The sequence below is a fragment of the Cobetia sp. 1AS1 genome (assembly GCF_029846435.1).
Classification (GTDB): Bacteria; Pseudomonadota; Gammaproteobacteria; order Pseudomonadales; family Halomonadaceae; genus Cobetia; species Cobetia amphilecti.
This window is the reverse complement of sequence record NZ_JARWKU010000001.1, coordinates 807,508-819,621: the sequence shown is the minus strand read 5'-3', so window position 1 is coordinate 819,621 and position 12,114 is coordinate 807,508. Positions and strand designations below refer to the sequence as shown.

The following is a 12,114-nucleotide window of genomic DNA, read 5'->3' as shown; positions in this document are numbered from 1 at the left end:
AATGTTATAGTGTAACCATTACGTTTTGGCAACTCTCGACTCACCTTCTAAGACTGGGCAAGGCTGGACAGGCACTTGAGAGGCACTTGAGAGGCACTTGAGAGGTGCAGGACAAGTACTGGACAGGCATTCACTTGTCAGCGGCAACCCAACATCCGATGATAGATGGCAAACTACATTAGTATGCGCTAACCGACTGGTCCGCTATTCTGGACGAATGGTCATCAGTCCGCGCATCTGTGCCCCTTCCCTCAACAATAAGCGACAGGATCATGGATGATCTCAGCATTACCCCTATCAGCGATTCGGCTTGCAGCAGCTATCTGAGTGCCGCGGCTCGGCGACTGTGCTGCGGCAACATGCTCGCGACCTACAAACGGCATGGCATGAGCTGGGACGAGGAGCTGTTCAGCGAGCGCTGGCGGGACAACGAGAACTACGCGATACGCATCAATGGCGAGTGGGTCGGCTTCATCAGCCTCAAGGCCCTGCCGGACATCCTGTATCTGCGCGACCTGCAACTGGTGCCACATTGGCAAGGCCGTGGCGTCGGCTCCGCCTGCCTGAACTGGTTGATCCAGCTGGCAACGCAACAGGAGTACGGCCAGTCGCTGATGAAAGACCGCGCCTCCGAACTCTCCCCGGGCGCTCAGCCCTGCCCGCGCGCGCTGCGCCTGAGAGTCTTCTCCGACAGCCCGGCATTGGCGCTCTACCAGCGCCACGGCTTCACCCTGGTCAATGAGCAGTGCACCCCGACGCGCAGTGGCAGCATCATGGCACTGGAAAGACCCCTCGCCTTCCAGACAGCGCCGACGCTCGCCCCGCGGGGTGATCACGCGCCCCTGCCCCTGTCGGGCAATGCCTCTCTCGACACGATCATCGACGACCTTACCGAGGAAGACGCCTTGACGATCACCGCCAAGCGCAAGCGACAGTCCCCTCCGGCCGCGCGGAATATCGCGCATCATTAGGCGATTTCCCGCGCGCGATTTCCGCCAGATATGACAATGCCCGATCCTATGACCGGGCATTGTCGCTCAGGGTTCATTCACCATCATGGGGTGAGATTTACTGCACTGATGGCTGATGGGCTCCTCCTCAGCGGGCGAGGAAGTCCAGGATATAGCGCACGGTATCCTGCGGCTTTTCATCCGTCACCCAGTGACCGGCATCCTTCACCCAGATCAGCTCGGCACCCGGAATGGCATCTGCCAGCATCGGGGCGTAATCCGGCTTCTGGAAGTTGTCCTTGTCGCCCCACAGCACCAGAGTCTTGATCTCGATATTCTTGAGCTCACCGGCGATGGCCTGGGTGTATTCCTTGTTGAGACGACGCATGTTGCGGAAGAAAGCCGCCTTGCCTTGCTCGCTGTTCCACTGGGACACATAGCGCTCGACCATCTCTTCGGTCGCGACGGCCGGATCATGCACACCACTGGGCATGAAGCCGCGCATGGTGCTGATGAATTCCTCGACGCTGGTCGCTTCCTCGACGCCCGGCTCCAGCAGCTGCTTAAACTCCGGAATCGGCCAGGAATCGAAGCATACGCTGTCGATCAGTACTTGACGGCGAACACGCTCGGGATGATTGACGGCCATCAGCTGACCGATACCTCCGCCGATATCATGCGAGACGACATCCGCACTCGCCACACCCAGTGAATCCATCAGCTTGATGAAGATGCGTGTCTGGGCATTGATGGAAACGTCAGCATCCACCGGCATGTCCGACTCGCCATAGTTGAGCATGTCTGGGGCGATGACACGATAATGCCTGGCCAATTCCGGCATCACATCGCGCCACATCAACTTATTGGTCGGAATGCCGTGAATCAACAACAGCGGCTGACCTTTACCCATTTCCTTGTAGGCAATGCGGTGACCTTCGATCAGCGCATAACGGGTTTCCAGGGCTTCCATTGTCACGTTGTCGTGGCTCATTGCTGACCTCTTCGCTTGATGAATACTCAATCACGGCCTGGCGAAACAGTGCTATATCGCGGTGTTGCCGTGAACGTGGGACCACCTTACGGATTCCTGAGCGATCACTCAAGCACGATTTTGATTGATTGCTCAAAATACGCTTTAATGGCCCCATCAAATTCAAGGGAAACGCCCATGGCCCGTGTCATCAACCGCAGTCTGCTCGATCTTCGCCGCCTGACCATCAATCTGGTGACCTACCCCGAAGGCCACAGCGTAATGCGCCACAACGACCCGATGGGCAGCGGCAGCTACTACAAGCTCAATATCGTGCTCAAGAAGCCCCGCCAGGGCGGTGTCTTCGAGACCGATGGCAGCCTCTTTCGCCTTGCGGACCGCGTGGTGCTGTTTCGCCCCGACCTTCATGAACACAGCGTCAGCCGCATCGAGCGCGGCAAACGCGTACTGCTGAGCATCGCCTTGCACGCGCCCTGGCGCTGACCCGCAATGAGGCTGCGCAAAAGAACCTGATGCAAAAGCGAATAATGAGACAGATAACGGGTAGCGCCTGGTGACAAAAAAACGCCAGTCAGCAATTGCTGACTGGCGTTTTTTCCTACCTGAATCCAGGCCAGGAACGACGTGCTCGACAATGCGCTGCCTTGGCTATTTCATCCGGTCCAGCCCGACGCGATACCGGGCAAAGCCCATCTCGTCCTGGTCCACCAACGTCATCGGGTAGACCGCCTGGGCATCAATGAATTGCTGCGCATCCGCGCCGGGGGCGGTGGTGAAGCGAATGTCCAGCGGGGTATCGGTGTCGATCGCGGCCAGCCGCCAGTTGTGATCCGCCGCGGGGTCCACCGCGCCCTGCTGCTGCGTCTGTCGCGAGATATACTGGGCCAGAATGCTGCGATTTTCATCCGGTGACGCGAAGGCGACATGCGACTCTCCGGTGCCGGGGAAGTCCTCGCCGTAGGCGCGATAGTTGTTGGTCGCGAGCAGGAAGACATCGTCGTCCTTGACCGGCTCGCCCTGGTAGGTGAGGCCCTGGATACGGTGGGCATCGGCCTCGATCAGCGTGCAATTGCCGTCGTAACGCGCCGGCTGCGTGACATCCACCCGATAGTCGACGCCGTCGATCACGTCGAAGTTGTAGCTGCGGAAACCTTCCCAGTTGATCAAGGCCTGGGGCGTGGCGAGATCCGGATCAATGCGATGGAACTGGCCGGCGCTGCACTCGAGCCATTCCCGCACTTCCCTGCCGGTGACCTTGAGCGCCACCAGCGTATTCGGATAGAGATAGAGATCGGCGGCATTGCGGAAGCTCAGCTCGCCCGCCTCCATCTCGGTGAACTGGGTCGGGTCATTGTGACGGCCGCCGACCTTGAACGGCGCAGCCGCCGAGAGAATCGGCAAGCCTTCCAGGTCCGGGTCGCCTTCGACGAAGCGTTTGACGTAATCGGCCTGGGCGCGATTGACGATCTGGATCGTCGGGTCGTCCTGCACCAGCGCCAGATAGCTCTTCATCGCCGCACTGGCGCGGCCGATGCTGCGATTGACGTACTCGCGCGTGGCGTCGTGCTCATGATCGACCAGCGCCGCCAGTTCGGCATCTTCCGCCACCTGTGCCTCGCCACCCACCTGAATCGGTCGGGCTTCTGTCTGACCGCTCACTACCCGCCACTGGCCCGAGGCATTGCTCAGTTCGAGATCCATCACGCCTACATGGCTGCCCCAGTGCCCCGGCATCATCGCCGGCACGCCATTCAGGGTGCCCCCGGCGATATCGGCCCCCGGTACCTCGGCGAATTCCTCGCTGGGGAAGACGGCATGGGCATGCCCGAAGGCGATGCCATCGATGCCCTCGACCTGCGAGAGGTAATACACCGAATTCTCGGCCATCACCCGGTAGGGGTCGGTCGAGATGCCGGAGTGCGGGATGGCGATCACCACATCCGCGCCCGCCCGGCGCATCTCGGGCACCCAGCGCCTGGCGCTCTCGGTGATGTCCTCGGCCGTCAGGCGGCCCTGGAGGTGCTTGCGGTCCCAGGTCATCACCTGCGGCGGTGCGAAGCCGATATAGCCGATCTTCAATGTCTGAGCGTTGCCCTCACTGTCGGTGAAGGCATGGGCGGTGATCTGGTAGGGCGTGAAGTACGGCTCGCCTGTCGTGGCGTCCAGCAGGTTGGCGTTCACATAGGGGAACTGCGCGCCGGACAGCGTCCGTTCGAGATACTCGAGCCCGTAATTGAATTCATGATTGCCGATATTGCCGACATCGTAATCCAGCTGATTCATGACCTTGTAGGCCGGGAAGACATCACCCTCCTCGAGACCTTCTGCCGCCATGTAATCGCCCATCGGACTGCCCTGGATGAGGTCGCCATTGTCCAGCAGCACGCTGTTGGCTACCTCGGCACGCGCCTGCTTGATCAGACTTGCCGCGCGTACCAGGCCGATGCGCACGCTGGGCCGGTCCTTGTAATAGTCGTAATCCATCACGTTGGCGTGGATGTCGGTGGTCTCGATCACGCGCAGTGACAGCGTCGCGGCATTGGCTGGCTGAGCGATCATGAAGATACCTCCGAGACTGGCCAGGCCAAGGATGGCTGCCCGCAGACGCTGCTTGCGTTGACGCCCGGGGTGCTGCGCAACACCTGGCGAGTCAGACGCCCGTTGATCTTCGCTAGCCGATGAAGCATTCGCCATCTCTCACTTCCTTGTCATGGGGGGATGTGCCAGTGCCCCTTGGGGGCAGCGCTCCATTATTCAGATGCCGACGCCTCAGGCAACTGGCGGTCCCTGCCCGCCAGCCAGCCGACACCTGCCATCAGCACACTGAGGACGGCGCAGACCATCAGTGCCAGCTGCCAATTGCCCTGCATGTCGTAGAGCGCGCCGATCAGCGGCGGTCCCATGGCCGCGAGCAGATAGCCCAGCGTCTGCGCCATGCTCGACAGCGACGCCGACTGCATGGCATCGCGCGCCCGCAGCCCCATGAATGACAAGGCGAGAATGAAGCTGGCCCCGGAGCCCGCGCCCAGCAACAGCACCCACACCAGTGCCCACTCCGGCATCAGCCATAGCCCGATGAACCCCACCAGCGACATGCAGGGCGTCGCGAAGGCGATCAGGCGTTGATCCTTCAGGCGCGGCATCAGGGGCACCAGAATCAATCCCGGAAAGGCCGAAGCCAGCTGGAGTAGACCATGCAGCGAGCCCGCCTTCTCGGCCGAGAAGCCATTGTCCGCCAGCATGCTCGGCAGCCAGCTGTTGACGGTATAGAACAGCAGCGAATTGATGCCCATGAAGAGCGTCACCTGCCAGGCCAGTGGCGAGTGCCACACCGCTGCCTGACGCACCGGACGCGCTGCACCCTTCTCGGCTACCTTCGCCGCCGCCGGCAGGGAGCGACGTGACAACTGCGGCCACCACACCCCCATCGTCACCAATGGCAAAACGACCACTATGAGCATCGCGTACTGCCAGCCAGCGCTGCTGCCCTGGGCCAACGGCACCATCAGCGCCGAGGCGATGGCGGCCATGATGCCCATGGTCAGCACATAGCAGGAGGTGAGCAGCGCGACATGCTGCGCAAAGCTGCGTTTGACCAGGCTGGGCAGCAGCACATTGCCCACGGCGATACCCGCCCCGATCAGGCCGATACCCAGGTAGAGGGCCAGCATGCTGCCCTGCACCCGCAGCGCGATGCCTGCGGCAATCACCACCAAGGCGAGGAAGAGACTGCGTTCAAGCCCGAGACCTCTGGCGAGGCGCGGCACCCAGGGTGAGACGACGACGAAGGCCAGCAGCGGCAGGATCATCAACAGGCCAGCCGCCGTGGCATTGAAGCCCAGCGCTGCCTGCAGGCGCTCCAGCAGTGGCGCGATACTGGTGAAGGGCGCGCGCAGGTTCATGGCGATCAACAGGATACCGGCGATCAATACGGCCGGATGGCTCAGTCGCCGGACAGGAGACGAGTGGCAGAGTTCAGTCATGAGGCGCTCGCAGCGATCGTGAAACGGGGTAATGGCGGGACGACACCCAAGAGATGAGTCCGCGCACAGAGTGAGGCTAGCTTAATCCCCTCGCCCACTGCAGAATTGAGCCATCATGACATCAGATCACTGAAATCAGACAATCTGCGAGCCGCCATGTCAGTGACCATACCCGTCCTACCGTCATCGCCCGGGGTCAGCACCTGTGGCCCCGATCAGGTGCCCTTCTCCAGCAGCGTCTGCGAGCATGACCCGGATGTCTACGAGATCCCGGCCAGCGCCCTGCATGTCGAGACCGGCCAGCAGGTGATGGAGGTGCCGATCCACCAGCATCGCAAGGGACAGCTGGTCATCGCCCTGCATGGCGTGGTGACCAGTCGCGTGCCGGAAGGTCTGTGGATGGTGCCCCCGCACAGCGGGGTCTGGATTCCCGGCAATCTGCCCCACAGCAATCATCTGACCCGTGGCGGCCGCGTCTGCCACCTGTTCATCGAGCCCGGTGCGCTCGAGATGCCAAGCCACAGCTGCACGCTGTCGATCTCGCCCCTGCTGCGTGAGCTGGTGCTGCGCCTGGCGGAGCTACCCCAGCCGTATCCTGAACAGGGGCCGACCGCGCGGCTGGTCGGTGTGCTGCTGGAAGAGCTGGCCTGCATGCCAAGCGAACGTCTGCACCTGCCCTTGCCAGAAGACCCGCGGCTGACCCGCATCAGCGATGCCCTGATCAAGACCCCGGACGACCGACGCACCCTGGCCGAGTGGGCGAGCGAACTGGCGATGAGCGAACGCACCCTCGCCCGGCTTGTCCAGCGTGACACCGGCCTGAGCTTCAGCCGCTGGCGTCAGCAACTGCACCTGGTGGTGGCGATTCGCCTGCTGGCCGAAGGCATGAGCGTGCAGCGCGTCTCGGAAGACGTCGGCTATCAGTCCGTCAACGCCTTTATCAGCATGTTCAAGAAGCTGCTCGGTACCACGCCCGCCCGCTACCTGCAGGAACGCGAGCAACGCCGCTCGGGCAGTGGCATGGGCGGCGCGTGACGGCGACGCTTACTGAGTGGCCGCCTGCGCCACGCTGACGGCCAACGCTTCGACGGAATCCACGATCGGCAGCCGGTCATCGAGCAGATGGCTGATAATGGAGAGCTCCGTGCAGGCCAGTACCAGCACATCGGCTTCCTGCGCCACCAGGTCAGCAGCTGCCTGACGGAAGGCTCCCCCGACGACGGCGTCACTCACCTGGCCTTTCTTGACGCTGCGGATCACCTCCAGCATCGCGTCCTCATCCCGGGGATAGGCCAGCGACAGACCACGCGACTCGATGAAGCCTTCGTAAAGGCCAATCTTGCGCAGCGCCGGGGAACACAGCATGCCGACACGTGCGCCCGGCCACTGCGCCGCCACCCGGTCCAGGGTGCGCTCGACGATATGCCACACCGGAATCGAGACGGCGTCCTGCGCATCCTGCCAGTAGTAGTGGGCGGTGTTGCAGGGCATGACCAGAAAATCACACCCGGACTGCTCCAGTCGCTGGGCCATTTCCGCGATGGCAGGCCCCGGAGAGACATCGCCCCCTTCCAGCAGCGCCTTGATGCGCGACGGCACCTTGGGATTGTTGTCGACCACCATATGTACATGGTCGATGTCGTCCTCGGCCGGCGTGGCCTGGATCACCTGCTGCATGAAGGCCACCGTGGCATCCGGCCCCATGCCGCCCAACACGCCCACGACGATATGTTCTGCGCCCGAGGCGTCATGCGAGCTTCTCATTGGTCGTTCTCCGACAACACTCTCACTGAAGATCAAGGCTCGAGAGGATGGCGACGTGGCCGGCACCCTCTCGAGAAACTGTTTCATGAGGCACTGTTCACGAAGGGCTGTGTTCACCCTCCGCTGCGCCGCTAGAAGCCCATCATGTCCGGCAGCCACATCGTCAGCTGCGGCACGAAGGCCAGCAGCAAGGCGATCAGCACCATGGTGCCGACCAGCGGCAGTGCACGCACCGAGATCTTCTCGATGGACACGTTGGCGATGCTGGAGCTGATGAACATGTTCTCGCCCAGCGGCGGGGTCGAGAAGCCGATCCCGAGACTCACCACCAGCACGATCCCGAAGTGCACCGGGTCGACGCCCAGCTCCACCATCACCGGCAGCAACACCGGCGTGACGATCATGATGGTGGCCAGAATCTCGATGAACATGCCGACGATCAGCAGGAAAGCGATCACCAGCACCCACACCAGCCACAGGCTGTCGGTGATGTTGAGGATGCCCTGGGCGATCATGGCCGGAATGTGATGCTCCACCAGGATGCGACCGAAGGCGGTGGCGGTGAACATGATGATCAGCACGCGACCGGTCAGCCAGGTCGTGTTCTGGAAGGCTTCATTCAAGCCCAGCAGCGAGGACTCCTTGTGAATGAAGACACCGACGAACAGCGCATAGAAGATCGAGACGACGGCGGCTTCGGTCGGCGTGAAGAGACCGCTGTAGATGCCGCCGAGGATGACCACCGGTGCCATCAATGACCAGAAGCCTTCCTTGAGCACCTTGAAGACACGCGCCTTGTCGTACGGCTCGCCCTGGGCCTGATAGCCGTTGCGCTTGGCGGTGATGTAGTTGGCGATCATCAGGGCCGCCCCCAGCATGATGCCCGGGATGACACCCGCCATGAACAACGCCGAGATCGATTCGTTGGCGGTCACCCCGTAGATGACCAACGGCATGCTGGGCGGAATTACGACGCCCAGTCCGCCAGCAGTGGCGGTGATCGCCGCCGGATAGCTGCGGCCGTAGCCACGTTCGATCATCGCCGGAATCACCAGCATGCCCACGGCCGCCGTGGTCGCCGGACCCGAGCCGGAGATGGCGCCGAAGAACATGCAGGCCATCACCGCTGCCGCCCCCAGGCCACCTGCGGCCGGCCCCGCCAGCTCTTCGGCGATACGAATCAGACGCCGCGCGATGCCGGCGTCGCCCATCAGGGCGCCCGCCAGAATGAAGGACGGCAGTGCCATCAGCGGGAAGGAGTTGATCGCCGAGAACGCCAGCTCGACCAGCGAGGTGATGTCATCACCACTGACGACATAGACCGCCATGGACGCCACCCCAAGGGCAACGACGATGGGTGAGCCCAGAAACAGCAGTGCACCGAACAGAGAGAACAGAATAGTCGCGGCCATGGCATCAGCCTCCCATCTTGGCGGTGCGGGTGTCATCGGCGGCATCCGGGGCCGCTTCCGTGATGCGCTTCACTTCCTCGTCGTCCACGTTGCCAGGCTCGATGCCTCTGACCAGCTTGAGGAACTGCACCTGCAATACGCGAAAGGCCATCAAGGTGAAGGCCACGGGGAAGATGTAATAGACGTAGGCGAGCGACCAGCCGAGCGCCGGTGACTCATAGGGAAACTCGGTGAGAAGCCCGATCAGATCCAGGCTCTTGTAGGCGATGATCAGGCTGAAGAGCGCCCAGATGAGGTCGACGAATAGCAGGATGGCGTTGGCCACCTTGCGCGGCAGCAGATTGATATGGGTCTGCAGCCGATTGTGGGCACTCAAGTGAGCCGCGTGCGCAGCCCCCAGGAAGACGAACCAGACGAAGGCGTAGCGTGCCAGCTCTTCCATCCATGCCATGCCGATACCGAACACGACACGCAATACCACTTGGGAAAACAGCAGGAGTACGAAGACCGCGAGCAGAAAGCGGCAGGCGTAATCCTCGATATTGTTCAATCTGGCCAACATGCGAGCCTCCTTCACGATGAACTGTGAGAGGGATACCAGCACTGTCTGGTATCCCTGCTCGATAGCATTGAACACAGCGGGGGTCGCTCAGGCGTCATTCACGCTGACGCCGCGAGCGATCCCGCCCACTCGGGCTCAGTGGCCCAATGCTTTCTGCAATTCGTCGAAGGATTCCTTGCCGCCGATCTCTTCATAGAACTGCGGCCAGACTTCTTCCTTGGCAATGCTGATCCACTTGTCCTCGTCGGTCAGCTGGGCGGACTGCACCCCTTCCGCTTCCATGGCAGCACGCGCCTGAGAGGCCTCGGTCAGCTGGAATTGAAGCGCATAGAGCTGGGCTTCCAGGCCGGCGCGATCGATGATCTCGCGCTCCTCGTCAGAGAGCTTGTTGTAGGTACGCACTCCCATGACGATCGGCTGCAGGGAGTACTGGTAGTGGACCTCGGTCAGATACTTCTGCACTTCCTGGAACTTCATCGTGTAGTTGACGATGTCCGGGTTGTCCTGGCCATCGATCACGCCCTGCTGCAGACCGGTGAAGACTTCCGGCCACGACATGCTGATCGGGCTGGCGCCCCAGGCCTGATAGGTGGCGAGCATGATCTTGTTCTGCGGCACACGGATCTTCATGCCTTCAAGGTCTTCCAGCGACGTCACCGGACGCTTGGAGTTGGTCAGATAACGGAAGTTGGAATACAGCCAGCTGACGATGTGGACGCCGGCCTGTTTCTCGGCGATCTGGTTCCATTCATCCGCCAGCGGGCCGGTGGTGGCCTTGACGGCGTCCGCATGGCTACGCAGTGCATAGGGCATGGTGAGCGCGCCGAGGCGCGGCGCGTAGGGCGTCAGGTTGCCGACGCCGATCAGCGCGAAGTCCAGCTTGCCGATGCGCGTGTCCTGGATCATGCCGGTCTCGGAGCCCAGCTGACCGCCCGGGAACAACTCCACCTGCATCTCGCCATCGGAAAGGTCCTCGACCAGTTCCTCGAAGCGCTGAGCGAGCGCGCCCTGATCCGAATCCATCGGATCGCCCATGCCGACCTTGAAGGTCTTTGCCTGGGCGGTCGCTGACATCGCCAACATCACTGCGGTTGCCAAGAGAGCTTTATTGAACATTGTTATTACTCCACTGGTTGCGGGTCCGCATGGCCTGTCACCAGGACATGCGGATTGAAGATAATGTGGCTTTCAAAGCGTTATCGTTATGGGTTCATCCCCGTCACGTGCTGCCGCCGGGCGTAGTCACGCGACGGTCGAGACAGGTCGTGCACTGTGCAGAGCGTCCTGGATCAAGTCCGCGATGACCTCACAGTCCTGCACGTCAAAGGTCAGCGGGAGACGCAGATCACACAGCGTCGCCAGCACCCGGTCGGCATTGGGCACTGCACGATGGCTGCCCAGATAGGCCCAGCTGTCGTAGCGGCTGGTGTAATCCTCCGGCAGCGGCTTGCCGTACCATTTCACCGGCAGCCCACGCGCTTCACAGCCTGCAATGAAGGCGGCGATCTGCTCGTGGGAGCACTGCGCCAGCGTGAACTGGATGGAGCTTCCGACGTAGCCTTCCAGCGGGCCACGCAGGATGGGCGTGACGCCCTCCATGGCCGCGAGCCGGTCCTGCATGCGGGCATAGAGGGCATTCCAGCGCTCACGACGCTCTGCCAGCTCCCCCAGTTGCGGGCGCAGGATGGCGGCACGCAGATTGTCCATGCGACCACTCATGTTGGGGGTCTGCAGGCGCGTCTCGGCGAAGCTCTCCGCGGCCGGCGCCGCCAGGTGGCGGTCGTACAGCATGTAGGAGCCCGACAGGATGATGGCGCGTCGCATCACCTCATCATCGGCGGTCGCCAGCAGGCCACCTTCACCGGAATTGACGTGCTTGTAGGTCTGGGTGCTGTAGCAGCCGACCTTGCCGAAGGTGCCGCTGGGCTTGCCGTCGTAGCTCGCGCCCATGGTATGCGCGCAATCCTCGATCACCGTGATGCCGCGGCTGTCGCAGACCTGCATGATCGCGTGCATGTCGCCGATATGGCCGCGCATGTGCGAGAGCATGAAGAAGCGGGCCCCGCTCTGATCGGCCGCGCGTGCCAGATCCTCCGGATCGACGGTGGTGTCCTCGAGGATATCCACCAGCACCGGCTCGCCACCGGCGGCGACGATGCTGCCGGGCACCGGGGACAGGGTGAAGGCATTGCACAGCACCTTGTCACCGGCCTCGAGTCCACAGGCGCGCAGCGCCAGCTGCAGGGCGTAGCCGCCGGAGGCACAGGCCAGCGCATGGGGAATGCCCAGACTCGCCGCGAATTCCTGTTCCAGCAGCGCCGTTTCGCCCTGCTCGCCTTCCGCCAGGTTGTAGCGATGCAGGCGACCACTGCGCATCACGGCGACGGCAGCCTCGATGGCGGTGTCGGAGATGGCTTCCTGCTGGGTGAATGACTTGGCAAAACGACGCATG

At 62.3% G+C, this 12,114-nt stretch carries 11 protein-coding genes; 3 read left to right on the top strand and 8 right to left on the bottom strand.

Annotated features, from left to right (window positions below):
• Window positions 1-272: 272 nt before the first annotated feature.
• Window positions 273-971 (top strand): GNAT family N-acetyltransferase, encoded by a 699-nt coding sequence (locus QD280_RS03495; protein WP_192838167.1) that lies wholly within the window; start codon window positions 273-275, stop codon window positions 969-971.
• A gap of 127 nt (window positions 972-1,098) precedes the next feature.
• On the opposite strand, the gene QD280_RS03490 is transcribed toward QD280_RS03495, so the two are convergent.
• Window positions 1,099-1,941, bottom strand: a complete 843-nt coding sequence (locus QD280_RS03490) for an alpha/beta hydrolase (protein ID WP_279838337.1) — start codon at window positions 1,939-1,941, stop codon at window positions 1,099-1,101.
• A gap of 177 nt (window positions 1,942-2,118) precedes the next feature.
• Between QD280_RS03490 and QD280_RS03485 the strand changes: the two genes are divergently transcribed.
• Window positions 2,119-2,424: a hypothetical protein gene (locus QD280_RS03485; RefSeq protein WP_084208808.1), complete on the top strand. Its 306-nt coding sequence runs from the start codon at window positions 2,119-2,121 to the stop codon at window positions 2,422-2,424.
• A gap of 165 nt (window positions 2,425-2,589) precedes the next feature.
• Here QD280_RS03485 and QD280_RS03480 read toward each other — a convergent pair whose 3' ends face one another.
• Both QD280_RS03480 and QD280_RS03475 read right to left on the bottom strand, forming a co-directional pair.
• The gene (locus QD280_RS03480; protein ID WP_279838336.1) at window positions 2,590-4,500 is read right to left on the bottom strand and encodes a bifunctional 2',3'-cyclic-nucleotide 2'-phosphodiesterase/3'-nucleotidase; all 1,911 of its coding nucleotides are present in this window, start codon (window positions 4,498-4,500) and stop codon (window positions 2,590-2,592) included.
• Window positions 4,501-4,691: 191 nt separating this feature from the next.
• Window positions 4,692-5,924, bottom strand: a complete 1,233-nt coding sequence (locus tag QD280_RS03475; RefSeq protein WP_279838335.1) for an MFS transporter — start codon at window positions 5,922-5,924, stop codon at window positions 4,692-4,694.
• A 156-nt stretch (window positions 5,925-6,080) separates the two neighbouring features.
• On the opposite strand from QD280_RS03475, the gene QD280_RS03470 reads away from it, so the two are divergent.
• Complete coding sequence (locus QD280_RS03470; RefSeq protein WP_279838334.1) at window positions 6,081-6,959, top strand: helix-turn-helix transcriptional regulator; 879 nt, start codon at window positions 6,081-6,083, stop codon at window positions 6,957-6,959.
• A gap of 9 nt (window positions 6,960-6,968) precedes the next feature.
• On the opposite strand, the gene QD280_RS03465 is transcribed toward QD280_RS03470, so the two are convergent.
• The 5 genes from QD280_RS03465 to QD280_RS03445 all read right to left on the bottom strand — a co-directional run bounded on the left by QD280_RS03465 (window position 6,969) and on the right by QD280_RS03445 (window position 12,113).
• Window positions 6,969-7,688 carry an amino acid racemase gene (locus tag QD280_RS03465; protein ID WP_279838333.1) on the bottom strand — a complete coding sequence of 240 codons (720 nt, stop codon included), beginning with the start codon at window positions 7,686-7,688 and terminating at the stop codon, window positions 6,969-6,971.
• A 131-nt stretch (window positions 7,689-7,819) separates the two neighbouring features.
• Window positions 7,820-9,100, bottom strand: a complete 1,281-nt coding sequence (locus QD280_RS03460) for a TRAP transporter large permease (RefSeq protein ID WP_043332797.1) — start codon at window positions 9,098-9,100, stop codon at window positions 7,820-7,822.
• A 4-nt stretch (window positions 9,101-9,104) separates the two neighbouring features.
• Window positions 9,105-9,662 (bottom strand): TRAP transporter small permease, encoded by a 558-nt coding sequence (locus tag QD280_RS03455; RefSeq protein WP_077376958.1) that lies wholly within the window; start codon window positions 9,660-9,662, stop codon window positions 9,105-9,107.
• A 135-nt stretch (window positions 9,663-9,797) separates the two neighbouring features.
• Window positions 9,798-10,736, bottom strand: coding sequence for a TRAP transporter substrate-binding protein (locus QD280_RS03450; protein WP_213114127.1), 939 nt, complete (start codon window positions 10,734-10,736; stop codon window positions 9,798-9,800).
• Window positions 10,737-10,904: 168 nt separating this feature from the next.
• Window positions 10,905-12,113, bottom strand: coding sequence for an aminotransferase class I/II-fold pyridoxal phosphate-dependent enzyme (locus tag QD280_RS03445; RefSeq protein ID WP_279838332.1), 1,209 nt, complete (start codon window positions 12,111-12,113; stop codon window positions 10,905-10,907).
• Window position 12,114: the final 1 nt, after the last annotated feature.